The organism is Acinetobacter sp. 24-47-66, from assembly GCF_056779755.1.
Genome location: NZ_JBWYIL010000001.1, coordinates 78224 through 104165 on the forward strand (window position 1 = coordinate 78224; position 25942 = coordinate 104165).

Sequence of the window (25942 nt, forward strand, 5' to 3'; positions counted from 1 at the left end):
CTAATACTGTACTGAATGATAAAGTTATCTGTTTATAGTGCTGGTGTGTGTATAGGTATCATACGTGCGGGATTCACTTTTTGGAATGCGACTGCGATTTCAAATAAAGTCGGCTCATCAAATTCACGAGCAATAAACTCGATGTTAACATTCATAGGATAACTACTGCGACTTGAGTTGACTGATTTAGCAGGCATAGATAATGCAGGAAAACCACTAAACGGACTTAGGCGATTATTGGTACCTGTGGTCGGGCTACTTCCTAAATTACCAGCGAACCCAGTAATAGAAGGGTAGGCTAAAGCGTCGTATTGTACGCCTTTACGAGTACCATCTAGTTCAACATTATTTAAAGCGCTGTTCATGCGTAAGCGCACGAATGGACTTCTTTCAATGGTGTTGCGCTCATAATTCTCAATATATGAAGCACTTGTTGGATCAGAATTATAGCCACTGAAGTTACGGATCATTAGTTCACTAGCGAGTAAATCTTCATACGATTGGTAAATACTTCTTGTGGTCTTTAAATACTCTGTAAGTGATATTTTAAATTCAGCACTTGAAAGACTCGAATAACGTGTCAAAATTGTATTTAGATCGCTTATTGTAACTATTTCTACAGTTGCTCCAGCCTCTTCAAGTTTAGTAATTGCGTTGTCCATTGCTTCTTTAACGAGATTGTAGTCTTCTTTCTGTTGAGTGGTTGAACCTTCGGAAGGGTAAAGTGCTTGTACTATACCAATACGCTTTCCTGCAAGACTTACAGTGTCATGAGGAACGTAGCTATTCGGTTGATTAATCAATTCGCGATAAGCAGACTCTGATTTTAGAAGAGGAGAAGTACGTGTAAATTCACTGCGTTGATTTGAACTTAATGAGCTATCGAATCCGATCATTGCATCCATTAACTTTGCACAGTCAATAGCTTGTCTACACATTGGTCCAGCAGTATCTTGAGTTGGTGCCAGTGGAATAATTCCATCTTGGCTCAAAAGACGTAAAGATGGTCGTAAACCGACAAGACCCTGTACTGATGAAGGCACACGAATTGACCCTCCCGTATCAGTTCCTATTCCCACCATTGCAAAACTTGCAGATATGGCAGCGCCAGTTCCTGATGATGAACCACCTGGGCCTTTACTTAAGTCATACACATTTTTAGTTTGATCACCTAGAGTTGATTTTCCACCAAAGCCGAAAGCGAACTCATCAAGATTGGCTTTTCCTAAAATGATTCCGCCATTTTCTTTGATATTTTTTATGATATAGGCATCATCATGTGGAAAATTATCTTTTAATGCTACAGAACCTGCTGTGTTCGCCATATCTACAGCATCAATATTGTCTTTAGCGAGTACAGTGACACAGTGAAGAGGTCCTGAAAGTTTCGAATTTTTTGCAAATTGTTGGTCGAGCACTTCTGCTTCTTTAAGTGCATTTGGGTTTAAAGAAATAATGCTATTGAGCTCTGGACCTTGTCGATCGTAAGCTGATATACGATTTAAATATCCTTGCACAACATCAACACAAGATGAACCTTTGCTTAAAATCGAGTTATGCAAATCACTAATGGTTGCTTCTACAGGATTAAACGGGACAGGAGGCGGCGTGTTAGAATTATTTGTGCTACTTTCATTGTCACCACAGGCTGTTAAGAAAGTTGCTATCGTGACAACAAGCAAAGTTTTTTTAAATGTGATCATGTGCATTCCCCAGATTAAGTTCAAACTGGTTAAGCAATGAATGTGCCACTCTAAAAATGAATGAAATTTACAGTTTTATGCTCCAGAAAATAGCTAATAACCATTGGTATAAATAAAATGCGTTAATTTAATGCGAATAAAATTATTTGAAAAATAATGTATTGTTGGGATTGAGCTTTTGAAAGCTGCGCTTTTAAAAATAATTTTCCCTTAAACTTTAGCTTAAATTTTTCGAATTGATTTTTTTTAATACGATTTTTAAGGTATAACTTTAATAGATGGATTTAAGTTGTATACAAATTAAAAAATATTTTGCAGGAATGATTAGGTCAAGCCATGATTGACAATATTGATCAAAAGTATCAGCAACTCTCTTCAGCACAAAAAGACATTTTTGCAGGTTATGGTTTACGTCAGGTGAAACATTTTGTGGAAATCAATTTACCGATGATTGAGGCCGCTCTACCTAACAATGCCTATGTGCAGGGTATTAATACTGAAGGAAAAATCCAAGCGATTGATCCAATAGCATCTAAGACTTATTTGTGGATTTCTGATCAGCAATGGCAAGAAAGACCTATTGCAGATCAAGGAGTTGATTTGAAAGAAGACTTTATTGAAGTTTGGAAAATTTTTGAACTAGAACAATATCCTATTATTGAATTGAGTCACGTCCATCGTGATTACTTGGCGGCGCTCAATCAAGTTTGAAAAAAATCATTTAAAAAACAGGGCTAATAATTTTAGCTCTGTTACTTTATAGAAAATTAAATTTACCCATTTCCAACAACTCAATACATAAAGATAAAATTATTGATTAAATAACGTTCAATTTTGTTTCATATATTTATTCTGCTCATTCGATTCAGTCAAATTCTTTACACTTGTCTAGTAATTTTGAATTTTTTTGGAGAGGGGTAAATGATTAAATTTCATGAAAATAATATCCATGCCGCCATTTTTGATATGGATGGCACAATGTTTGATACGGAGCGACTTCGTTTTCAAACTTTGAAGCAAGCATCATTAGAACTCATTGGTGTCGAATTTACAGACGCCTATTTATTATCTTGTTTGGGTTTAAGTGCTCGTAGTGCCGAAAAACTGGCAAATCAGCAATATGGTCAAGAAGTGCCGTATGCGGAAATTAGAAAGCGAGCAGATCAGCTAGAACTTGAGCATGTAAGAAAATACGGAGTGCCGATTAAATTTGGACTCATGCAAGTTCTTGAACGTTTAAGAAAGTCCAATCTGAAAATGGCAGTAGCAACTTCGAGTCGACGTGAAATAGCTGAAGAGTATTTAATCAATGCCAATGTATATAAGTTTTTCGACATTATCGTATGCGGCGATGAGGTTGATAATGGAAAACCACACCCAGAAATTTTCTTAAAAGCTGCTGAGCAACTGAACATTGATCCAACTTTATGTTTAATGTTTGAAGACTCAGAAAATGGAGTGATGTCGGCGTTTGAAGCGGGTGGATTAACGGTATTACTTCAAGATATCAAAGAACCTAATTCAACCATGCTCGAAAAAGCGAATTTCTTTTACGAAAGCATGCATGATTTTCTGGAAGATTTGAATCAATTTACACCAAAATTAAAAATGCCTGCTCTATTTGACTCTTTTCCTCAGACTTTAAATCAGCATGTCGTGGGGATACATGGTTTTGGGGCAATAGGTGGTGGCTATATTGCCCAAGTATTGTCTCATTGGGATGGATATACTCGACCAAAACAAATCTATGCTTCAACGCGGAATTCACTCTATAGAAATAGTGTGAATACTTTTGGTGGTTACAGTATTCGTTATGGGCAACACTCTCATGACGAGCGAATAGACAATATAACCGTCATAGATGCATCAAATATTGAAATGATGCAGCACATGTATATTGAATCAAGTTTAATTGCACTGTGTTTACCTGAAAAGGCAATCGAGCAAGAGGCTAAAACCATTGCTCAAGGGTTGTATGCGCGTTATATCCATTTTGAAGAACAGTTGAATCCTCTAACAGTTTTAATTGTTTTAAACAAAGTAGGCGCAAAATCATTAATTGAACAACAGATTTGTAGTGCTTTGCATGAAATTACGGATGCGAAGACAGTCAATATCATCATGTCGCAGCACTATTTTTGCGATACAGTAGTCAATCGAATGGTAGCGAAAATTACAGATCAAAAACTATTTAGACAGTTAAAAATCAAATACAATATTTTTAGACATGTGCAGGATGAGCATGATTTAGACGTGACGGATGTGGATGAAGGGACGCGTTTAAATGCTGAACAAGAACAATTGGCTACTCAGTATATTGACGATCTATACGAAAAATTCAAATCGGCGCATATTCTACAGAATCTAGAATTAATCTTATTTCATGCCGAAACAGATATGCCACTTTATGTAGAAAATAATAGCCCTTTATTGGCAAAAATGCGCCAAATGATTCTGGTTGAAGAGATTGAAGAGATACAGTTAATCAAAAATCGCATGTGGAATGGTGTGCATGCAATGACAGCATGGGCTGCAAGTTTTCGACAGTATGAAACGATCGGGATTGCACTGTCTGATGAGCAAATTTCTAAATTTATGTTGGCAGTACTCCATGAGGTTAAAGTTGGATTAAAGGATCTACTACCACATCGAAAAGAAAATTTAGAATTGTTGGCGAAGAGTTTTATCGACTCTTGTGAGACGGCTTATAAAGACCCATGTGATCGAGTGGCACGAGACCCATATCGTAAGTTAGGTTTTGGTGAGCGGGTACTATCTTCATTGGCATACAATTTTCAACGTGGCAAGCCTTATCAGGAAATTTTCAAAGGGCTTGTATTAGGTTATGCATACGTTATATTGAAGCAAAATCAACGACTTGAAGATGTGATTCGGCATTTTGCTCAGCAACTTAGTCAAACTGAATTGGAACTTGAGGATCAATTGTATTTACAGGAAGAGCTGAAACGGAGACTCAAAATTTGTGATCCTAAATTGAGTGAATCAGTGGATCAGCATGTACTTCTAGAAAAAATTTTGAATGAAAAAATCGAGGTTGAAAAAACTTAAAGCATTGAACATTTAACTTTTTAACTTGATCAAAATGGATAATCGGTCCGATCTGAAAAGTCAGTCGGATCGATGCTTAATGGTATTAAATTGATTGCAGGGGCAGTTGATAGCTTTGTTTAATGATTTGACTGGGTAAATCCGTTTTCACACTGGTAATCCCATTTTTTTTGGTTAAGTGTTCTGACTGAAATTTACGATAGTTCTCCAAATCAGGTACGACAACTTTTAACATCGCATCACATTCGCCCAAAATAATATAGCACTCCATGACTTGAGGGAGTTCTTTCATCGCTTCAATAAAAGTATCGATGGTTTCAGCGTCTTGTCCCACCAACCAAATACGCGAAAATAGAATAAGTTGTAATCCGATTTTTTGAGGATCAACAATGGTTGTGTATTGCTGGATGACTCCAGCATCTTCGAGAATTTTTACGCGTCTTAAACAAGAGGATGGTGATAAGCCAATCTCTTTGGCTAAATCATTATTTTGAATTCGACCGTTGGTTTGAAGTTCATGAATGATACTTTTATCGATACGATCTAATTTAACTGAAATTGATTTAGATATTATTTTCATATATTAGAATTAAATTCTAAAAATTAAAGAATAAATAGAATATTTGAAATCCTATTTTATGTAAATTCGAAGATACTTTTTTTTCATTTTCATTAATGATGGAAGAAAGAAAATGTCTACCTATTGGTTATTTGCTTTGACAGTTATCCCTCTTATTTTTACGCCTGGTCCGGATATGTTATTTATTCTGTCACAGGTAATGGGTAAAAATGCGAAAGCAGGCGTTATGGCGACTTTAGGGGTGTGTTTGGGTTATTTCGTCCATTCTTTTTTAGTCGTTGTGGGTATTGCGGCTATCATTATTTCTTTCCCTATTATTTTTGAAACGATCAAATGGTTAGGAATCTGTTATTTGCTTTATTTGGCATTTAATTTGATTCGATCTGCGCTTAATCACAAAAATATTGAAATTAAACAAAGTCAGGTCATTAGTCCGATTCGACGCGGTTTTATAACATCCTTACTTAATCCTAAAGGTATGCTTATTTATTTTGCGATTTTACCTCAATTTATTAACCAGCATACCTCTTCGATTATGGGACAGGGGATTGTCTTATCCCTAATCTTCATTGGATTATGCTTAATTATTTATTCATCATTGAGTTTTGTATTTGCATTTTTGACACAGAAAACAGGGATAAATGAAAAACGTCAAAAATGGATTGATGGTGGTTCGGGAGTGATGCTTTCATTGGCAGCAACATGGCTCATTGTGAATTAACATTAAAAAAGCGCAAACTAATGTTTGCGCTTTCTATTCAAATAGAATTAACTTTGGTTAAATTATACTCAAAAAGAATAGCTGTTATTGTAATTTTTGCTGTCTGTTATGACATTTTTTACCTCAAATTTGGTGACTCACGCCAACGCTTTTCAACGTAAAATAAGAGTCTACAGCATCAATTCAACTGATGTAGTTAATAAATTAAAAAAATATTAAAAATCAAAGTTTAATTTTTTACAAAAAATATTGAAAAGCTGACAAATTTATTAACAAAATAATTTTGTGAACGCTCCGTTCAACGAAAATTACGCTTTTTTACAGCAGTTTTGTGAATTGTGACTTGACCGAAATGCCAAACACATTGCAAGATAGGACACCTAAAAATTTTAAATGAAGAGTTATTATAACTTTTCTGAATATTTACTTCTGTTAAAACAGCCGAGGATTACATGAAGGCTCTTGTTGCTGTAAAACGTGTGGTTGATGCCAACGTTAAAGTTCGCGTAAAGCCGGACAATAGTGGGGTTGACCTTACTAACGTTAAAATGTCAATTAACCCATTCTGTGAAATCGCAGTGGAAGAAGCGGTTCGCTTAAAAGAAAAAGGAACTGTTTCAGAAATCGTTGTTGTTTCTATTGGTCCTAAAGAAGCGCAAGAACAAATCCGTTCTGCAATGGCGCTTGGTGCAGACCGCGGTATCCTAGTTGAAGCTGATGACAGCCAACTTGGTGCTTTAGAAGTTGCGAAGATTCTTAAAGGCGTTGTAGACGCTGAACAGCCACAACTTATCCTTCTTGGTAAACAAGCAATTGATGACGACTCTAACCAAGTTGGTCAGATGCTTGGTGCATTACTTGGTGCTGGTCAAGGTACATTTGCTTCAGAAGTTAAAGTTGAAGGCGATAAAGTACAAGTGACTCGTGAAATCGACGGTGGTTTACAAACTGTTGAACTAGCACTTCCAGCGATCATTACGACTGACTTACGTTTGAATGAGCCACGTTATGCTGCTCTACCAAACATCATGAAAGCACGTAAGAAACCGCTTGATACTAAATCTCCTGCAGATTTTGGTGTTAATCCTGCAACTAAGCTTAAGACTGTTAAAGTTGAAGCGCCTGCTGAACGTAAAGCTGGTGTTCAAGTGAAGTCTGTTGATGAGCTTGTTGAAAAACTAAAAAATGAAGCGAAAGTGATCTAATACAGAAGGATAAAAATCATGAGTATTTTAGTAATCGCTGAGCACGACAACAAAGCACTTAACGGTGCAACTTTAAACGTTGTAGCTGCGGCTCAAAAAATCGGTGGTGATATCACTGTATTAGTTGCTGGTTCAGGCGCTCAAGCAGTTGCTGATGAAACTGCTAAAGTTGCTGGTGTAAGCAAAGTTCTTTTAGCTGACGATGCTGCATATGCAAACCAATTGGCTGAAAATGTAGCGAAGCTTGTTGCTTCAATTGGTACAGGTTATTCACACATTCTTGCGGCGTCTACAACGACGGGCAAAAACGTACTTCCACGTGCTGCAGCACTTCTTGATGTAAGTATGATTACTGACATTATTGCAGTTGATAGTCCTAAAACTTTCAAGCGTCCAATCTATGCTGGTAACGCGATTGCAACTGTAGAGTCTGGTGAATCAGTTGTTGTTGGTACAGTTCGTGGTACAGCGTTTGATGCAGTTGCTGCTGAAGGTGGATCTGCTGCGGTTGAAGCTGCAACTTCTACTGGTGATGCGGGTATTTCTAAGTTCGTATCTGAAGAAATCGTAAAATCAGAACGTCCAGAATTAACAGCAGCTCGCATTGTTGTATCTGGTGGACGTGGTGTAGGTTCTGGTGAGAACTACCATAAAGTACTTGATCCATTAGCTGATAAGCTTGGTGCAGCTCAAGGTGCATCTCGTGCAGCAGTAGATGCTGGTTTCGTTCCAAACGATATGCAAGTTGGTCAAACGGGTAAAATCGTTGCGCCAGACCTTTATATTGCTGTAGGTATCTCTGGTGCGATTCAGCACTTGGCAGGTATGAAAGATTCTAAGGTGATCGTTGCGATCAACAAAGATGAAGAAGCTCCAATTAATGCAGTAGCTGACTACTGGTTAGTAGGTGACTTAAATACAGTGGTTCCAGAATTAGTTTCTAAAATCTAATTCAGCATTGCTGTACTAATGCTCTGATCGAGTAATGATTCATTTCATTTTACTTGGTCAGGGCATTTTTATATTTAATCATCAAAAAAATCTCATAAAACAAAATTATAGATTATTCTCATCAAGGGATCAGAATTTACCGTTTTATATGTTTTTTGTAATTGTGATATGATTCGCCATCATTTTTTAAGCTCATTCATACTTTCAATGTATTAATGAGGGAGTTTGTGTTTTGCTGGTCGACACCCGAATAACATTACCGCTTGTTCTAATCGCGGTCTCATGTTTAATTTTTCCATTATTTAATCAAGTCCATTTCAATGTGTTTGGTATGGAAGATGTGCGTCTGATTGAAAATTTACAGGCTCTTTTATTGTTGTCCTTTGCAGTTATTAGCTATTTTTACATAAAGCCTTTACAGCTTAGAGAAGGTAAGAAAGAGTTTTGGCTTTGGGCTGTTTGCTGGTGGGTTTTATTGTTTGGTCGTAGTACCAGTTGGGGGCGAGATTATTTCCCTGATGTCCCAAAAATCTATTTTCGAGGTATCTCAATTGTATTGATTGGGTCTGTGGTTTTTCCACTATTGAACCAAAAATTACGCACAGAGATTGTGAACAAGTTTAAGACAGCTATTATCCCAGTTTGGGCCTTGGTTTTGGCTGTGATTGGGCTCGTTGTTTCTGATGCGATAGAGCATCATCGCTTTATAGGGATGCTCCTGCTCACAGAAAATAGTAATGAAAGCTTACTCGAAGAGCTGTATGAGTTTCCGTTGATTTTAAGCTTATTTGCAATTTCTTTTAGTTTAATGAAAGCGGACAAGCGCGAACTTCATCATTGAAGAATATTCATGTATTTATAAAGATCCTTACGAGGATCTTTTTTATGTATAAGTAGCAAAAAAGTGATTTTTATCATTCATTTTAGGGCAATACTGTTTAAGAATTTTGTGTTGAAAATTTAGTCATTTTTATGAATAAAATTAAACAGATCATCCATAAAATTTAGGGACAAAAATACGGATTTGTGCTATAATTTTCGGCTGAGTTTTAGAATTTAGCTCCATAGATTTTGGGCTAATTTTTTGCAAGATTGATTATATAAATCGAGCAGTTTCTTCAAGCTGTTTGTAATAAGGAGTATGCATGAGCGTATCGGAAATTCGACCGATTGCCATTGAGGATGAACTGAAGAGCTCATATCTCGACTATGCTATGAGTGTCATTGTCTCTCGTGCACTACCAGACGTTAGAGATGGTTTAAAGCCAGTTCATCGCCGTGTTCTTTATGCGATGCATGAGCTTGGAAATGATTATAACAAAGCTTACAAAAAATCAGCGCGTGTCGTTGGTGATGTAATCGGTAAATACCACCCTCATGGTGACTCTGCTGTATACGAAACAATCGTTCGTATGGCACAAGATTTCAGTTTACGTTATCAGTTGGTTGATGGTCAGGGTAACTTCGGCTCTGTTGATGGTGACAGTGCAGCAGCGATGCGTTATACCGAAGTGCGTATGCGTAAATTAACGCATGAACTGTTAGCTGATTTAGAAAAAGATACAGTAGAGTGGGAAGATAACTACGACGGTTCAGAGCGTATCCCACAAGTTATGCCAACTCGTGTGCCAAATTTACTCATTAATGGTGTCACGGGTATTGCTGTAGGTATGGCAACCAATATGGCGCCGCATAATATGACTGAAGTGGTCAATGCGTGCTTAGCCTATGCCAATAATCCGAATATCACTATTGAAGGATTGATGGAACATATTTCGGGTCCAGACTTTCCTACAGGCGGTATCATTTACGGTAAATCGGGTATTGTTGATGCTTACCGTACTGGTAAAGGTCGTTTATTTATTCGTGGTAAGTACCATTTAGAAGAAGACCAAAAAACAGGTCGTACGACGATTGTATTCACTGAAATTCCATATCAAGTGAACAAAGCAAAAACGATTGAACGTATTGCTGAACTTGTGAAAGAGAAGAAGCTCGAAGGTATTTCAGAGTTACGCGACGAATCTGATAAAGAAGGGATGCGTATTGCAATTGACTTAAAGCGTGGCGAAAACGCTGAAGTAATTGTTAATAATTTATTCCAAAATACTCAGCTTCAAAATTCATTCAGTATTAATATGGTTTGCTTGGATAATGGCCAGCCAAAGCTGATGAATTTAAAAGACATCATTGCTGCTTTCATTCGCCATCGTCAAGAAGTTGTAACACGTCGTACGATGTTCGAATTACGTAAAGCGCGTGAACGTGGTCATATCTTGGAAGGTTTAACGGTTGCTTTAGCAAATATTGATGCCATCATCGAAACCATTAAAACCTCTGCGAATCCGCAAGAAGCACGTGAACGTTTGCAAGCAGGGGAATGGTCTGCAGGTGGTGTAGTTGCTTTATTGGAAAAAGCAGGTTCAGTTTCTGTTCGCCCAGATGAGATTGAGGGTGAAGATCCTAATAAACCGTTTGGATTATCTGGCAATATTTATCGTCTCTCGCCGACTCAAGTGGGTGCAATTTTAGAATTACGTTTGCATCGTTTAACTGGTTTAGAACAAGATAAGCTGCATGCAGAATATTCTGAAATTTTGGCACAAATTGCAGAGTTGACAGCAATTCTTAATGATTTTGAATTGTTGATGAACGTGATTCGTGAAGAGCTTTCACTTATTCTTCAGCAATACGGTGATGAGCGTCGTACTGCGATTGTAGAATCTCGTGTAGATTTCTCTCGTGAGGATTTAATTCCAGAAGAACAAGTTGTTTTAACCGTTTCTCAATCAGGCTATGCGAAAACACAGCCACTTTCTGATTATGCTGCGCAACGTCGTGGTGGGCGTGGTAAATCAGCAACGTCTATGAAAGAAGATGATTACATTCAACATTTGATTGTGACATCTAACCATGCAACAGTTTTATGCTTTACCAATGTCGGCAAAGTCTATCGCTTAAAAGTTTTTGAAGTGCCTCAAGCTTCTCGTGGTGCAAAAGGTCGTCCTATGGTGAACTTATTGCCATTAGATGAAAATGAGACAATTACTGCTATTCTGCCAGTGATTGATGCACCGAAGAAATTTAAAGAACGTCTAGCCGATTTCCGTCAGTTTGTTAAATCTCATCAAGCTCAATTACAGCAAAACGAAATCATTGCTGCACACTATGATGCATTAGAAAAATCATTTGCTGATCTAGCAGATGGTGACGATCTATCGGACGAATTGCGTACACATCTGAAAGAGTTAGGAGTTGAATTATCAACTACAGATCTTGATGATGAAGTAGTAGTTGAATTTGCTGAGCTTGCAGAAAACTTACGTAAAAACTTCTATGTCTTTATGGCAACTGAATACGGTACGATCAAGCGAGTTGAACTTGAGCAGTTCTCTAATGTACGTTCAAATGGTTTACGTGCAATCGAGTTAGCTGGAGATGACCGTTTAATTGGTGTTGCGATTACTGACGGTGAACAACAAATTATGTTGTTCTCGAATGAAGGTAAAGCGATTCGATTTGCAGAAACTGATGTACGTGCAATGGGTCGTTCTGCGAAAGGTGTACGTGGTATGCGTGTCACCATTGGATTGGCTCAAGCGGAAGAAATTGAAGACAATGATGTAGATTCAGAAGATGAAGATACGGATTCTAATTTCTTAAGCCGTATTGTTTCATTAGTTGTTGTCCCGGCAACAGGTGAAGTGCTATGTGCTTCAGCTAATGGTTACGGCAAGCGTACGCCAGTGGATGACTTCCCGACCAAGAAACGTGGTGGTAAAGGCGTCATTGCGATCAAGACATCTGATCGTAATGGTGAGCTGGTTGGTGCCGTAGCGATCGATGTCAGTAAAGAAGTCATGCTGATTTCTGATGGTGGTACGCTAGTACGTACTCGTGCATCTGAAATTGCTCAGACGGGTCGTAATGCACAAGGTGTACGTTTAATCCGCTTAGGTGAAAACGAGACATTGGTTGGTGTTGAAGCGATTGAAGCTGTTGAGGAAGATGATTTTATAGAATCAGTTGAGGAAGATGATTTTATAGAATCAGTTGAAGGTGAAGAGGCTTCAATTGAATCTAATGAATCAGTAGATACTCAAGAAATTGATACGACTGATAGCGATGAAAAATCTACAGATGAGTAATTTGTAGGAATTAAAAAAGGACGCTGAAGCGTCCTTTTTTAATTAACAATAGTCTAAAAAAGAATTTTAATTAAAAATGAAACTCAAATTTAATTATAGCTTGCTGATTGTAATAGCACTGTTTATAACAGCATGTAGTGAACCCTTTCATTTCAGCTGAATGAAGGAGAGAGGGGAATCTGAGGAATATTGTTCATAAACAAAACATTCAGCTGTAAATACTGATGCGCTTTATGATGCAGTTCGAGATAAAAATAATGAAATGGTTGTTGAAATTGTAGATCAAGATATAAAAGATGGATTTTTATTACACAGTCATTTTAAAAGAGTCAGCTATGAATGATATGGTGAGATGTTTTAATTGTTCGCATGAAATGAAAGACAATACAACGAAATAGTCATAATAAATTTTGTCAGATTGAGAGCTGTTGTAGTGAGCGATTTAAACTTACTAACTACGGTGTCTCTCAAAATATAGTAAACATAAATCTCTGATAAATGTAGAGCTTATTGAAAAAATAGCTTTAGTGTGAAAACAAGATTGAAATTATTTAAGTTGAATATACTGCAAGCTATGGTTATCTGTGGTTAAATGCCATCATTTTATTGTGTTTCACTCTGAAAGGAAAAATCATGCGCGCGTACAACTTCTGTGCTGGTCCTGCTGCATTACCTACTGCTGTATTAGAAAAAGCTCAAGCTGAGATGCTTGATTGGCAGGGTAAGGGCCTATCAATCATGGAAATGAGTCATCGTAGTGCAGACTACGTCGCTGTTGCTGAAAAAGCAGAAGCAGACTTACGCAAGTTGATGAATATTCCTGAGAACTACAAAGTGCTTTTCTTACAGGGTGGTGCTTCTCTACAATTCTCTGCGATTCCATTGAATCTATTAGGGAAAAATAACAAAGCAGATTATATCCATACTGGCATTTGGTCTGAAAAAGCTTTAAAAGAAGCAAAACGTTATGGCGAAATTAACGTGATCGAAGCTGGTATTAAAGATGCAGATGGTAATCTTGCAATTTCTGATGAAAGTACATGGAATTTATCTGCTGATGCTGCCTATGTTCATTATGCAGATAACGAAACGATTGGTGGTATTCAATTTAAAAATATCCCAACTACGGATAAACCACTGGTTGCAGATTTATCTTCTAGTATTTTGTCGGCACCAATTGATGTTTCAAAATTCGGTCTTATTTACGCGGGTGCACAAAAAAATATCGGTCCTGCTGGTTTAACTTTGGTAATCATTCGTGATGATTTATTAGACCAAGCAAAAGAAGAAATTCCGAGCATTTTGAAGTATTCAGCGCAAGCGAAGAATGATTCTATGGTGAATACACCGTCTACTTATGCTTGGTATTTATCAGGCTTAGTATTTGAATGGTTGCTTGAACAGGGTGGTGTAGAGGCAATTCATCAAGTGAACCAGCAAAAAGCTGAATTGTTGTATGGTTATATTGATTCAAGTGACTTCTATGCAAATCCAATTGCGAAAGAATATCGTTCAATTATGAATGTACCATTTACATTGGCGAAGCCTGAACTTGAAAAGCAATTCCTGAAAGAAGCAGAGGAAAATAATTTGTTAAATCTTGCAGGACATCGTTCAGTAGGTGGTATGCGTGCGAGTATTTACAATGCAGTGCCACTTGAAGGTGTACAAGCACTTGTGAAATTTATGGATGATTTTGCGAAGCGTAATGCTTAAAATCAGTTCGTAAAAAAGCCTGTCATATGACAGGCTTTTTTATGTGTCTAAAACGTAGATGAAAGTAATCAACGCTAATTTATTAAAATGCTGGAATAAGATTGGTAAAGTGGAAAATAAAAGCAGCGAGGAAAACACCTAAGAAAAAGAAACAGTAAGCACCCTTGTCTACACGAATACGAGGGCGTGCTTGTTCCATTAAGCCTGTTGATTGTTCCGGTATAATTTTCATCTAGGAGCCTAAATATTACTTTATATAGTTAAATCCTATTTATTTGATGTATTTTTAGCATAAATATTCGCCTGAATCCATATATTTCCACGAATATATTGACCAATTTCGAAATTTTTATAATTCTCATCCTTAGTCGCGATACGAATAAGTGTAGCAGGTTGGTTTTCTTCCAAAATAAGTGTTACATCATAAAGTTGATAAAATTGATCGTTGAACTGCATTTGGGTCTTGCCAACCACTTTTCCTTGGAACCAGGCCTCATCTTCCTGACCCATGGTTTCACCGTACAAGTAAGCCACCATTTTCGAAAAATCGACCGTTACAGGTTCTTTATCGGCATCTGATTTAGGTTCCCAAGCATCAATCAGCTGCTGTAAATTATCTGGCGCTACACCATTGTGTTCACTCAAAATTTCATTTAAAGCACGATGGTGTTTAATTGAAGCTGGATCATCCACAACAATTTGTTCTTGATCAGCAACTTTTTCTAGCTCATAAGCCCACGCATTTAATTGGACTTTATAAGATTGATTTTTTTGGTATTGAATTTGGTTAACACTGTATAAGCTATCAAAAGCATAAACCACACTATTATCACTAACTTTTAATTGTAACACTGCTTGCGTGTTGGACTTACATGTAATGATGCGTTCAATCGTCGCGTTCAACGTATAAGGACTATCAAAAGTAGGGAAGGCTGTTTTGACTGCTTTAGGTTTATTGTCTTCTACAGCAATGACTTGAACCAATTGGATAGGTTGTTGTTTAGGTCCTTGAATTAGCCAAACATTCGGATCCATATCTTGTTCTTCAGCACAAATCCCCATCGGCATGACAGGTGCATTTAGTGCTTCACTCAACCATTTTGGAACCTGAACAGTCGGATCATCAGTTAACAGCGCCCAATGTTCTACATGGCTACCAAAGCTTTGATCTTCTATCGTAATAATTTCAGGTTTGTTTTGATTGTTCATATGCTCATTCTAAGATTGAGTGAATTACTTTATGTAATATCGAGGATAATTGATATTTTTCAAGTCTTGAATTGTTTTTTCTTTATGCAATCCAAAAGTTTAACGTGGCATAAATGAAAAAGAGCACCTAAGTGCTCTATGGGAATCATGAGTTAGAACTTAAATGTAACATCTGCAATGAATTGACGACCGATTTCAGGACTTGGTGTTGGTGTCACTGAGGATGTATTGGAAGAAAAATACTCATTTTTACGGTTAAGTACATTATTAATGGTTAAACCAAAAATAGTTTGCGTATTCTTTGAACTCGGTATTGTGTAGGTAGTACGCATATCCCAATTCAAAGCATTTTTCGTTTTATATGCAGTGTAAGTGTCATATTTCATACCATCGAGTTCATAGACAAATTCAGTTTTACTGGTACTCAGGGTTTTTTTCATACCTGGTGTCCCTGCACGATAGCTAAGATAATGATTAATATTTAAAGGAATATTATTAAAACCAATATTCCAATCTAGTCTAACTGTCCATGGTGTATTGAAATTATCAGTGGGTTTATCTTCAGCATTAATCAGTTTGCCATCATAATAAATTTGTGATGTACCTGTGTAGTAGTTGCTTTCATAGCTATCAAAATTACGATTTGTATCTGTCATATCGGCATTTAGGCTTAAATAATGCACAGAATTTTTAAATACAAGTGGTTTAATATTTTTTAAAGAGAACGTTAATATTTCAGCTTCAGATTTTCCTGAGTTGTTATAAGACTTATTACCTTGCTGCTGGCGTAATTGGTCTTTGTTCTCTCGCTGAACATATTTTAAACCAGTATTGATGTTCCAAATATTGGTGTTAAAAGCAAATACAGATTCATCTGAAAACGGCGTATCCAGCTCTGACCTTGATTTGAAGGATGGCATATACGTCGGATCGAGTTCCCAACCTTCAGAAAGACTATTTCTCTTAAATTTTGTCTGTAATCGACCTCGTTGATCTTGTAATTCGTTGGCGAATGCGTTTAAACCATAATAGCGATTCCAACCAGCCGTGATAAATAATTGATCATTGCCAAATGGCTTCAAAACAAATGAACTACGAGGTGCAATATTTGTATTTTGAGTCAGTGAATCATAATCAGCTCTTAAGCCTAAACTAGATTGAATAAATGGATTAACATAAATTGAATCTTCGAGATATGCATGCCAACGATCTTGGCGTACATTGATTTGTCCTGCATCATATTTAAATCGTTGCGTTAAATATTGCCCGTCAATTGAATTGCCTTCGTCACAAGCATCATAACGACGACCATCAGAAGCGTAACAGTTTAAGTTTTCAATATTTTTGGAAGCGATAGTAGTTGTGTAATAATTATTAGAAACTTCAGGTCTTTCCCAATACGCTTCATAATGACCATAACCTGCACCCACTTTGAATTGGTGTGATGAGTTCGCAAAGTTTATTGGTTCAAATAGGGCTTTGATTGAGTATTCGAGTTTTTTTTCTTCTTGTGATAATGCACCATAGTTTCCATATGATTGCGTACTTAAATTCGGATTCCAATTCTTTGTTGAAGATCGAGCCCACACATACGCATCCTGCTCTGCCTTTCGCGAGCTTTTTTGTGTTTGATAATTAAGTTGTTGTTCTAACCGAACAGTATTTAATTTATTTTTTAAATTGATATAAATACTTTGACTATCAGATATTTGCGTGTTTTCTGAGTTTAAAAATGTAGCATTGAAGTAATCACCTTTATTTTCAAATAGCTGAGTTCCTATTTTTAATGAGGTTTTATCTGAAGGTGTATAGAAGAGTTCGACACCATAATTGCTCGCAGCACGTGTTTGGTCTAATTCTGCTGGCTCAATAAAATTCGTTTTTAATGGAATTAACGAATGTCGAAAAGAGCCAAAAGCATTGAAACCTAATTGGTCTGTGAGATTACCATACAGTGTTGCGCTGATTCCTTGTTTAGTAAAGAAAGGTTGATTTTTTTCACTCTTGGAGGTTTCAAATTCCAGTTGGCTTTCTGGATCAGGAAAGTTGATTTTAGACCAAGAATCAGATGTATAATCATAGGTAATATTACCGTGAATTTTGCCTACCTCAGTTTTTGGTGCGCAGGTTTCTGCACTCACTACACCGCCAGTAAATTCACCATATTCAGCGCTCACATTGCTATCAAGCAGTTTAATATTACAAATCAGGTCTGCATTGACTGCAACAGCTTGACTAGAGCCGAGTAGTTCATTATTTGAGTTCGATGTTGTTGCACCCACAGGGTTAATATTATTGTTGATGCTCATCCCATTGATTAGAAATTTATTTTCATAGGGTAAACCGCCATTGATGCTAATTTCGGCTGGGCTAAGTTCACCTTGTTGTAAGCCACTTTTAAAATTATTACCAAATTGCACATTAGGATTTACTTTTAAAAAATCAGTAATGTTCTTAGAACTATTGGGTTTCTTGTCTAAGTCATCCTTCGTATAAAGGGTTTTCCCAACTTCTTGTTGCTCAGCTGCATTCGTTACAATTGTATTGAGTTTGATTGAATCATCATTAGCTGTTGAATTTATTTCTGTTTCATTTGCACAAACTGTAGTTGAGAGAATCGTAAGAATGGCTAAATTTAATTTTGAGCGTACAAATGACATGATTTAACATTGAGAGAATAAAAACGATAGCGATTATCATTTAATAATACTTATTTCACAATATTAATGAGAATAATTATCAATACTATATTCCGATTAACATAATATAAAAAAGCGATAGTTAAAAATTGGAACAAAAAGCCCCAATACTTTTCAATTAAGATCAATCCACAGGATGATCAAGATTTCTAAAATATTGGGGTATTTAAAGATTTTTACTCTGAAACGAGTGTTTCAAGTAAATGGGGCGCTAATTTATTTAAAATATAGCAGAATAATTCAGCTGTTTTCTGTGTGTCATACAACGCAGAGTGGGCTTCTTTACCATCAAACTCGATGCCAGCTTGAATACATGATTTAGCCAAAACAGTTTGTCCGAACATCACAGCACTCAAAGTCACCGTATCAAAAACCGAGAAACTATGAAATGGATTTTGATTCTTAGTTCCAGTACGTGCAATTGCCGCTTTTAAAAAACCAAGATCAAAATGAGCATTGTGTCCAACTAGCACAGCATGTGTGCATTGTTGTTGTTTGCGTACCTCATTAATTGCTTTAAACATACGTTTAAGTGCAGACTTTTCATCTTCTGCCATCGCTACACGCATTGGATTAAAAGGATCAATGCCAATGAAGTCGAGTGAGCGACGATCTAAATTTGCACCTTCAAATGGATTGATGTGTGCATGATGCGCTTGACCAGGTACAAACTTTCCAGACTCGTCGTAAATGATTGGAATACATGCTATTTCGAGCAATGCATCAGTATCTGCATTAAAACCAGCTGTTTCCACGTCAACAACCACGGGTAGGAACCCGCGGAAGCGTTGACCGATGACAGGTAATGTTTCAGTGGTCACACTTTTCTCCATTGAATTGTTTTACCTGCATAAAGAGGAATGATCTGTTCGCCATCTAAATATTCAAGGCTTTCAGGAATCACTTGATCTTCTTTGATCAATGTAATGGTTTCAGTATTACGAGGTAAACCATAGAAATCCGCACCAAAGAATGAAGCGAAACCTTCAAGACGTTCAATTTTACCGACTTGATCGAATGCTTGAGCATATAATTCAATTGCAGTTGGAGCGCTATAACACCCAGCGCAGCCACATGCATTTTCTTTCGCATTTTTAGAATGCGGAGCGCTGTCAGTACCTAAGAAAAATTTAGGGTTGCCACTTGTTGCGACTTCTAACAAAGTTTGCTGATGTGTCTGGCGTTTTAAAATTGGCAAACAATAGAAATGCGGTTTAACACCACCAACCAACATGTCATTGCGATTGAATAACAAATGTTGTGGTGTAATCGTCGCTGCCACGTTGCGATCTTGCTCAAGTACAAAATGTGCAGCTTCGCTTGTGGTGATATGTTCTAAAACTAATTTCAATTTTGGAAATTGTTTAAGCAGCGGTGCTAAAACTTCATCTAAGAAACGTTTTTCACGATCGAAAATATCAACATGATGATGTGTTACTTCGCCGTGGAGTAAGAGAGGAACCTGATGTTCTTCAAGTTGCTCAATGACGCTATACACTTTACGTATATCACTAACGCCATTATCAGAATTCGTGGTTGCTCCAGCAGGGTAAAGCTTAATTGCATTTACATATGGAGATTTTTTAATTTTTTGTACTTCTTCAGGAGAAGTATGATCCGTAAAGTAAAGCACCATACGAGGATCGAATTTTACATTTTCAGGAACATGCGCCATGATTCTTTCACGATAGGCATGTGCCTCTTCCACAGTTTTTACAGGTGGAACTGTATTTGGCATACAGATTGCGCGATGAAATTGCTTCGCCAAATCAGGAACAGTACGTTGAAGTGCTAAACCATCTCTTAAATGAGCGTGCCAATCATCTGGCTGGATTAAAGTGATCGTATTCAAGGCAAGTCTTACTGAAAAAATAACATAGATGATAATCGATATTGCTTGAAATTGATAACGACAAAAGCCGATAAAAGGGGTTTTACATGTATTTGTGCTGATTAATATAAAAATGAAGCATACGTTGGATGAATGAGTCATTATTCATCTAGGGAACAACGATAGATTTTCATGTCCAAATAAAAAACCGCGCTCAAAGCGCGGTTTTTTTAGGACTAAACTAAATTTTAGTTTTTGTCTTTAAGTTGTGGAACAGCAGAACCTGTACCTACAGCAAGTAAACCTGCACCAGTATAGATTCCTAACTTAGCGCGAGTATCTGTAATGTCTAGGTTACGCATGGTTAATTGACCAATACGATCCATTGGAGTAAATACAGAATCACCTTTTTCCATGGTTAAGCGTTCAGCTTCATAGGTAAGGTTTTCAGATTCAGTGTTCATGATCGTATAGTCATTACCACGACGAAGTTCTAAAGTCACAGTACCTGTGATTGCTTTAGCAACCCAACGTTGCGCAGTTTCACGAAGCATAAGCGCTTGAGAGTCGAACCAACGACCTTGGTAAAGTAAACGACCTAAACGTAAACCGTTGATGCGGTACTGTTCAATGGTATCTTCGTTATGAATACCAGTCACAAGACGTTCGTAAGCAATATGCAGAAGCGCCATACCCGGAGCTTCATAAATACCACGAGATTTCGCTTCGATGATACGGTTTTCGATTTGGTCAGACATACCTAGACCATGACGACCACCGATACGGTTCGCTTCAAGAATTAACTCAACTGGATCTTCGATACGTTGACCGTTAAGAGCAACAGGGAAGCCTTCTTCGAATGTGATTGAAACTTCTTCAGGTGCGATTTCAACGTCTTCTTTCCAGAATGCAACACCCATAATCGGTTCAACGATTTTGATACCAGCATCAAGATACTCAAGATCTTTCGCTTCGTGAGTTGCACCAAGCATGTTTGAGTCTGTTGAGTATGCTTTTTCTTTTGACATTTTATAGTCAAAACCGTTGTCGATGAGGAACTGTGACATTTCTGCACGGCCACCAAGTTCATCGATAAATGTTTGGTCTAACCAAGGTTTGTAAATTTTAAGTGCTGGGTTCGTTAATAGACCATAACGGTAGAAACGCTCAATGTCGTTACCTTTATAAGTAGATCCGTCACCCCAAATGTTGACGTCATCTTCTTTCATCGCAGTAACAAGCATTGTACCTGTGACTGCACGACCAAGTGGCGTTGTATTGAAGTAAGGTACACCACCTGTAGAGATATGGAATGCGCCACATTGAATTGCTGCAATACCTTCTAATGCAAGTTGTAAACGGCAATCCACTAAGCGTGCTTTAACAGCGCCATAAGCTTCAGCTTTCTTGGGAATAGCATCGTAATCATCTTCATCTGGCTGACCTAAGTTTGCTGTATACGCATAAGGTTCAGCACCTTTTTGTTTCATCCACAATAGAGCTGCAGAAGTATCAAGACCACCAGAGAAGGCAATACCAACTTTTTTGCCTACAGGTACATTCTGTAAGATAGTTGCATTATCAGACATTGTTCATCCTAACGATAGAATATAGGCACCTAGAAAATTGGTAACCTGAAAAATATATTTCTTCAATTGTAGCACTTTTCATTGGTAATTTTTTTTAAAAAAAGATACGTGGTGCAAAAATATTAGAATAAGTAGCAATATTTCGTCGAAACTCAGAAGTAATAGGTAGTGCTTAATCTAATTCATGATTTCTTCTTGAAAATAATACAGCGCATTTATGAAGATTTTTATGCATCAATTTATTTTATTGGAATTTTTCAAAGCGAACTTAGTGAAAAATATTTTTTGTAAGTGATTGAATATTAATATCTAATTTCATAGTTGGTAATTTATTATAGAAAAAGACAAAAAATTGCCATAAACAGTTATGAAAAAAGAAGTATAGTTTTATGCAACAAGTTGCAAAGCCCATAAAATAAGGAATTGCCATGACAACTCGCTATGCAAATATATTAAAACCTCTTGATCTTGGTTTCACTACCCTAAAAAATCGTGTCGTGATGGGATCGATGCATACCGGTCTAGAAGATCGTTTTTATAACTATCCTAAATTAGCAGCATATTTTGGTGAACGTGCTAAAGGGGGCGTAGGTCTCATCATTACAGGTGGTATTTCCCCTAACCGTCAGGGCTGGCTGCTTCCAGCTGGTGGCACAATGAATACCTTAGGTGATGTTGCCCCACACCGATTAGTGACACATGCAGTTCATAAACATGGTGCAAAAATTTTAATGCAAATTTTGCATTCAGGGCGTTATGGTTATCAACCATTTGTGGTTTCTGCAAGCCCAATAAAATCGCCGATCTCACCATTTAAACCACGTCAGATGTCAGAAAAACAAATTCTGGATACGATTCAAGATTATGCGGCTACAGCAAGTATCGCGAAAAAAGCTGGCTATGATGGTGTCGAAATCATGGGATCAGAAGGCTATTTGCTGAACCAATTTATGAGTCGTCATGTCAATCAGCGTACAGACCAATGGGGCGGGGAAATAGAAAACCGTATGCGCTTTGCAGTTGAAATTGTTAAGGCAATTCGCGCGAAAGTTGGCGAAAAATTTATCATTTGTTTCCGTTTATCTATGCTCGATTTAGTTCACGACGGTAATACAATGAATGAAGTGATCACCGTTGCTAAAGCGCTAGAAGAAGCGGGTATCACATTATTGAATACAGGTATTGGTTGGCATGAAGCTCGTGTGCCAACAATTGTAACCTCTGTTCCTCGTGCGGCATTTGTAGATTATACCGCAGAGGTGAAAAAACATGTGTCTGTGCCTGTGATTGCATCCAACCGAATCAATATGCCTGAAACTGCCGAAGCTATTTTGGCTGAAGGTAAAGCCGACATGATTCAAATGGCTCGACCATTATTGGCAGATGCTTTCTGGGTGAATAAAACGGCGACTAATCGTGTTGATGAAATCAATACGTGTATTGCGTGTAATCAGGCGTGTTTGGATCATACTTTCAAAAATAAACGTGCCACATGTTTAGTGAATCCACGTGCAGCCTATGAAACTGAACTGGTTTATTTAAAAACCAAGAAGCCTAAAAAAGTAGCTGTTGTGGGTGGTGGTGTAGCAGGAATGTCGGCAGCGACTGTTGCTGCCAGTCGTGGTCATCTAGTTACTTTATTTGAAGCCACTAATGATGTAGGGGGACAATTCAACTTAGCGAAAGTTGTTCCTGGGAAAGAAGAGTTTCATGAAACCATTCGCTATTTTAAAGTCCAAATTGAGCGCACTGGGGTTGAACTTCGTTTAAATACTAAAGTTAATCGTGAACAGCTTGAGCGTGAAGGCTTTGATGAAGTGATTGTTGCGACAGGCGTTGTTCCACGTGCATTGAAGATCGAAGGAAGTGATGCACCACAAGTTTTATCTTATGCAGAAGTATTAAGAGGTGCGCCTGTGGGTCAAAAGGTAGCAGTAATTGGTGCTGGTGGTATCGGATTTGATGTGTCAGAGTTTTTATTAAAACCTGAACATCAGCCACAGCCACAACCTTTGGCAGAATGGAAACGTGAGTGGGGAGTTGATCCTGATATTCAGTATGTTTCTGAAGGTGGTTTACAACCTGCTGAAGTGGATCGTCCAGTTCGCGAAATATATTTATTGCAACGTAAGACAACGCCTTTGGGTATAGGATTAGGTAAAACCTCTGGTTGGGTTCACCGCGCCCAATTAAAAAAACATCATGTGAAAATGTTGCGTGGCGTTCAATACAAATCAGTGAGTGATGAAGGTCTGTGGATCGAAGTTGGTGGACATGATCAATTATTACGAGTCGATACTATCGTTGTTTGTGCAGGGCAAGAATCTGTTAAAGAGATTATGCCATCAGAGACTGAAACAACTTTAGCGAAATATCACATTATTGGTGGTGCAAAGCTTGCTGCTGAGCTTGATGCTAAGCGTGCGATTCGTGAAGGTGCTGAAATTGCAGCCAAAATTTAATAAATTTGAATCATTTGGTGAAACTATATTCACTTGAATGGTTTGATTGTAATTTTTACTTGTCATGATATGAAAAGCTTCGTATTATGGCGCACATGGAAGCGTGGCAGAGCGGTTTAATGCACCGGTCTTGAAAACCGACGAGGGTGTGAGTCCTCCGTGAGTTCGAATCTCACCGCTTCCGCCAAATTCAAAAAGCCCTGACAAATGTCAGGGCTTTTTTTTATTCTATATATTCAAGCTTTTTATTCGAGTGTTTAATCACCAAACTTATTTGGGATGACCAGTAACCTTTTTTTGTGTTGATCATCTTCAACCAGTCTGACTTCAGCATCTAAGTTATAGAGTTGATGAACTAATTGCTTTGTTAAAACATCTTCCGATTTTCCTTGTGCAATGATTTGACCATCTTTCATGGCAACTAGAAAACCGGCACAGCGTGCAGCAGTGGCTAATTCATGTAGAACCATCACTATGGTTTTACCTTGTGAGGCTAGAGAGCGGACTAAATTTAAAATATCGGCTTGATGACCGATATCGAGCATACTGATTGGTTCATCTAAAAGAATTAAAGGGGTCTGTTGTGCGAGGACCATTGCGATCCATGCACGTTGACGTTGACCTCCTGATAGATTGCTTAAATTTTGATTTTTTAATTCGCTTAAATGGGTCGCAGACAAGGCGTCATCAATCGCTTTTTGGTCTTCGATGTTCAGTCGTTTAAACCAACCTTGATGTGGAAAACGACCGAAGCGTACTAACTGCTCAACTGTCATGCCGTTGGGTGCAGTTACATGCTGTGGAAGTAATGCAAGTTGTTTAGCGAGCAACTTTTTACTGAGTATATTCAGTTGATTTTTTTCCCAAATGACTTCGCCTTGATCATATGGATGAATTTGAGCAATACATTTTAACAAGGTCGATTTTCCACAGCCATTTGGACCAATGAGGACGATGACTTGACCCTGCTGAAATTCAGCATTGATACCCTTCAAAACTTGATGATGATTATATCCAGCACTTAATTGATTGATGATTAAACTCATGTACGACTCATACTTCTAGAATGACGATATAACAACCACAACAACAGTGGACCACCAACCATGCCGCTAATAATGCCTGCGGGAATTTCGACAGGGGCAAGCAAATTTTTTCCAAGTAAATCGGCACATAAAACCATTAATGCACCAATACACATGGTTGGAAAAATCGGAAATAAATGATGAGGAAATGATTTAAATGCGATGATTGGTGCGGCAATAGCCACGAATCCAATGGGACCTGCAATACTGACAGCGGTCCCAGCGAGAAAGGCAGCAATAATAATGAGCATCAGTCTAATTTTAGATAAGGGTTCTCCTAGACTATCAATGACAGAATCAGGAAGAACCATTGCACTAAATAGTCGCCGCCACAGCACAATAATACTGACAAGCAGTATGATAAAAATCGAAGTTGGTAGCAAGATGTTGTAGCTTCGACCAATTAAACTACCACTACTAAAAATTAAAATATTACTGGTGTGTATTACTGGCAGTGTCGCAAGGATAAGGTCAAAACTGGCTTTCATGAGTGTTGCAATTCCGACCCCGATGACCAAAATACGATACCCCTGTGTTCCCACGCCGCCTGAAGCAATTAAAATAAAGAAAACACAGAAGATCGCGCCCATCAATGCTTGCCACCATTGACCTAACATACTAGCGCTTGAGAGGAGAATGGTGAATGCCAAAGCAAGCACTGCACTGTCACTGATACCAAAAACATCTGGGCTCGCAAGAGGGTTTTTGGTGATAATTTGAAGAATGAGACCAGATAAGGCGAGTGCAGCGCCAATCAATAAGGCTGCCAAAAGTCGTGGTAATCTAATCTTTTCAACGAGAAGTTGATGTGGAGCTGACGCATTGCCTGTCAATACATTCCATAGCGTATTCAAATTTAATGTGATTTCACCGTACATCAGGCTAAATAAACTGAGTGATATCAGTAGAATCGCAATGATTATCCAAGCCTTTATTACTGATTTTTGTTTTAAACGACTCAACAGAGAAAACAT

19 protein-coding genes and 1 tRNA gene are annotated in these 25942 nt (G+C 37.7%); 10 read left to right on the forward strand and 10 right to left on the reverse strand.

Going from position 1 to position 25942, the window contains the following annotated elements:
* Nucleotides 1-32 precede the first annotated feature (32 nt).
* Nucleotides 33-1703, reverse strand: coding sequence for an amidase (locus tag AC1M84_RS00390; protein WP_481594159.1), 1671 nt, complete (start codon nt 1701-1703; stop codon nt 33-35).
* Between the two features lie 336 nt (nt 1704-2039).
* On the opposite strand from AC1M84_RS00390, the gene AC1M84_RS00395 reads away from it, so the two are divergent.
* Both AC1M84_RS00395 and mtlD read left to right on the forward strand, forming a co-directional pair.
* A complete protein-coding gene (locus AC1M84_RS00395; RefSeq protein ID WP_481588525.1) occupies nt 2040-2414 on the forward strand; it encodes a hypothetical protein in 375 nt (124 codons plus the stop codon).
* Between the two features lie 210 nt (nt 2415-2624).
* Entirely contained in the window at nt 2625-4772 is a 2148-nt protein-coding gene (gene mtlD / locus AC1M84_RS00400; RefSeq protein ID WP_481594160.1) for a bifunctional mannitol-1-phosphate dehydrogenase/phosphatase, read from the forward strand.
* Nucleotides 4773-4857: 85 nt separating this feature from the next.
* Here the strand turns inward: mtlD and AC1M84_RS00405 are convergent, their stop codons facing one another.
* On the reverse strand, nt 4858-5352 hold the full coding sequence (locus AC1M84_RS00405; RefSeq protein ID WP_092765973.1) for an Lrp/AsnC family transcriptional regulator: 495 nt from the start codon (nt 5350-5352) through the stop codon (nt 4858-4860).
* 112 nt (nt 5353-5464) lie between these two features.
* On the opposite strand from AC1M84_RS00405, the gene AC1M84_RS00410 reads away from it, so the two are divergent.
* The 6 genes from AC1M84_RS00410 to serC all read left to right on the forward strand — a co-directional run bounded on the left by AC1M84_RS00410 (nt 5465) and on the right by serC (nt 14093).
* On the forward strand, nt 5465-6073 hold the full coding sequence (locus AC1M84_RS00410) for a LysE family translocator (protein ID WP_035266421.1): 609 nt from the start codon (nt 5465-5467) through the stop codon (nt 6071-6073).
* Nucleotides 6074-6525: 452 nt separating this feature from the next.
* Nucleotides 6526-7278: an electron transfer flavoprotein subunit beta/FixA family protein gene (locus AC1M84_RS00415; protein ID WP_035266425.1), complete on the forward strand. Its 753-nt coding sequence runs from the start codon at nt 6526-6528 to the stop codon at nt 7276-7278.
* An 18-nt stretch (nt 7279-7296) separates the two neighbouring features.
* Nucleotides 7297-8229: an FAD-binding protein gene (locus AC1M84_RS00420; protein ID WP_481594161.1), complete on the forward strand. Its 933-nt coding sequence runs from the start codon at nt 7297-7299 to the stop codon at nt 8227-8229.
* A gap of 232 nt (nt 8230-8461) precedes the next feature.
* Nucleotides 8462-9070 carry a hypothetical protein gene (locus tag AC1M84_RS00425; protein WP_035266431.1) on the forward strand — a complete coding sequence of 203 codons (609 nt, stop codon included), beginning with the start codon at nt 8462-8464 and terminating at the stop codon, nt 9068-9070.
* A 304-nt stretch (nt 9071-9374) separates the two neighbouring features.
* A complete protein-coding gene (gene gyrA, locus AC1M84_RS00430) occupies nt 9375-12377 on the forward strand; it encodes a DNA gyrase subunit A (RefSeq protein ID WP_481594162.1) in 3003 nt (1000 codons plus the stop codon).
* Nucleotides 12378-13010: 633 nt separating this feature from the next.
* Nucleotides 13011-14093 (forward strand): 3-phosphoserine/phosphohydroxythreonine transaminase, encoded by a 1083-nt coding sequence (gene serC, locus AC1M84_RS00435; protein ID WP_035266433.1) that lies wholly within the window; start codon nt 13011-13013, stop codon nt 14091-14093.
* A gap of 82 nt (nt 14094-14175) precedes the next feature.
* Here the strand turns inward: serC and AC1M84_RS00440 are convergent, their stop codons facing one another.
* The 6 genes from AC1M84_RS00440 to argG all read right to left on the reverse strand — a co-directional run bounded on the left by AC1M84_RS00440 (nt 14176) and on the right by argG (nt 21421).
* Nucleotides 14176-14325 (reverse strand): hypothetical protein, encoded by a 150-nt coding sequence (locus AC1M84_RS00440; RefSeq protein WP_171076764.1) that lies wholly within the window; start codon nt 14323-14325, stop codon nt 14176-14178.
* A 35-nt stretch (nt 14326-14360) separates the two neighbouring features.
* Nucleotides 14361-15302, reverse strand: a complete 942-nt coding sequence (locus AC1M84_RS00445; RefSeq protein WP_035266435.1) for a hypothetical protein — start codon at nt 15300-15302, stop codon at nt 14361-14363.
* A gap of 152 nt (nt 15303-15454) precedes the next feature.
* On the reverse strand, nt 15455-17962 hold the full coding sequence (locus tag AC1M84_RS00450; protein ID WP_481594163.1) for a TonB-dependent receptor plug domain-containing protein: 2508 nt from the start codon (nt 17960-17962) through the stop codon (nt 15455-15457).
* A 215-nt stretch (nt 17963-18177) separates the two neighbouring features.
* A complete protein-coding gene (gene rnt / locus AC1M84_RS00455; protein ID WP_035266446.1) occupies nt 18178-18834 on the reverse strand; it encodes a ribonuclease T in 657 nt (218 codons plus the stop codon).
* The gene (pyrC, locus tag AC1M84_RS00460) at nt 18819-19853 is read right to left on the reverse strand and encodes a dihydroorotase (protein ID WP_092766254.1); all 1035 of its coding nucleotides are present in this window, start codon (nt 19851-19853) and stop codon (nt 18819-18821) included. Before pyrC ends, rnt begins: the two co-directional genes overlap by 16 nt.
* 227 nt (nt 19854-20080) lie before the next feature.
* Nucleotides 20081-21421 carry an argininosuccinate synthase gene (argG, locus tag AC1M84_RS00465; protein WP_092765981.1) on the reverse strand — a complete coding sequence of 447 codons (1341 nt, stop codon included), beginning with the start codon at nt 21419-21421 and terminating at the stop codon, nt 20081-20083.
* Nucleotides 21422-21849: 428 nt separating this feature from the next.
* Between argG and AC1M84_RS00470 the strand changes: the two genes are divergently transcribed.
* Together AC1M84_RS00470 and AC1M84_RS00475 are read left to right on the forward strand one after the other, a co-directional pair.
* Nucleotides 21850-23883, forward strand: a complete 2034-nt coding sequence (locus AC1M84_RS00470; protein WP_481588517.1) for an oxidoreductase — start codon at nt 21850-21852, stop codon at nt 23881-23883.
* Nucleotides 23884-23980: 97 nt separating this feature from the next.
* Nucleotides 23981-24070: transfer RNA gene (locus AC1M84_RS00475), tRNA-Ser, on the forward strand.
* 70 nt (nt 24071-24140) lie between these two features.
* Here the strand turns inward: AC1M84_RS00475 and AC1M84_RS00480 are convergent.
* Complete coding sequence (locus AC1M84_RS00480) at nt 24141-24929, reverse strand: ABC transporter ATP-binding protein (RefSeq protein WP_481594164.1); 789 nt, start codon at nt 24927-24929, stop codon at nt 24141-24143.
* Nucleotides 24926-25942, reverse strand: a complete 1017-nt coding sequence (locus tag AC1M84_RS00485) for a FecCD family ABC transporter permease (protein ID WP_481594165.1) — start codon at nt 25940-25942, stop codon at nt 24926-24928. Before AC1M84_RS00485 ends, AC1M84_RS00480 begins: the two co-directional genes overlap by 4 nt.

What these genes read in the sequence shown, in the direction of transcription:
- AC1M84_RS00405 (WP_092765973.1), bottom strand. Translation starts at nt 5,352, where the DNA reads ATGAAAATAATATCTAAATCAATTTCAGTTAAATTAGATCGTATCGAT.
- AC1M84_RS00410 (WP_035266421.1), top strand. Translation starts at nt 5,465, where the DNA reads ATGTCTACCTATTGGTTATTTGCTTTGACAGTTATCCCTCTTATTTTT.
- AC1M84_RS00415 (WP_035266425.1), top strand. Translation starts at nt 6,526, where the DNA reads ATGAAGGCTCTTGTTGCTGTAAAACGTGTGGTTGATGCCAACGTTAAA.
- argG (WP_092765981.1), bottom strand. Translation starts at nt 21,421, where the DNA reads ATGTCTGATAATGCAACTATCTTACAGAATGTACCTGTAGGCAAAAAA.
- AC1M84_RS00440 (WP_171076764.1), bottom strand. Translation starts at nt 14,325, where the DNA reads ATGAAAATTATACCGGAACAATCAACAGGCTTAATGGAACAAGCACGC.
- AC1M84_RS00485 (WP_481594165.1), bottom strand. Translation starts at nt 25,942, where the DNA reads ATGTTTTCTCTGTTGAGTCGTTTAAAACAAAAATCAGTAATAAAGGCT.
- AC1M84_RS00420 (WP_481594161.1), top strand. Translation starts at nt 7,297, where the DNA reads ATGAGTATTTTAGTAATCGCTGAGCACGACAACAAAGCACTTAACGGT.
- gyrA (WP_481594162.1), top strand. Translation starts at nt 9,375, where the DNA reads ATGAGCGTATCGGAAATTCGACCGATTGCCATTGAGGATGAACTGAAG.
- AC1M84_RS00395 (WP_481588525.1), top strand. Translation starts at nt 2,040, where the DNA reads ATGATTGACAATATTGATCAAAAGTATCAGCAACTCTCTTCAGCACAA.
- AC1M84_RS00480 (WP_481594164.1), bottom strand. Translation starts at nt 24,929, where the DNA reads ATGAGTTTAATCATCAATCAATTAAGTGCTGGATATAATCATCATCAA.
- mtlD (WP_481594160.1), top strand. Translation starts at nt 2,625, where the DNA reads ATGATTAAATTTCATGAAAATAATATCCATGCCGCCATTTTTGATATG.
- rnt (WP_035266446.1), bottom strand. Translation starts at nt 18,834, where the DNA reads ATGGAGAAAAGTGTGACCACTGAAACATTACCTGTCATCGGTCAACGC.
- AC1M84_RS00445 (WP_035266435.1), bottom strand. Translation starts at nt 15,302, where the DNA reads ATGAACAATCAAAACAAACCTGAAATTATTACGATAGAAGATCAAAGC.
- AC1M84_RS00390 (WP_481594159.1), bottom strand. Translation starts at nt 1,703, where the DNA reads ATGATCACATTTAAAAAAACTTTGCTTGTTGTCACGATAGCAACTTTC.
- AC1M84_RS00470 (WP_481588517.1), top strand. Translation starts at nt 21,850, where the DNA reads ATGACAACTCGCTATGCAAATATATTAAAACCTCTTGATCTTGGTTTC.
- serC (WP_035266433.1), top strand. Translation starts at nt 13,011, where the DNA reads ATGCGCGCGTACAACTTCTGTGCTGGTCCTGCTGCATTACCTACTGCT.
- AC1M84_RS00450 (WP_481594163.1), bottom strand. Translation starts at nt 17,962, where the DNA reads ATGTCATTTGTACGCTCAAAATTAAATTTAGCCATTCTTACGATTCTC.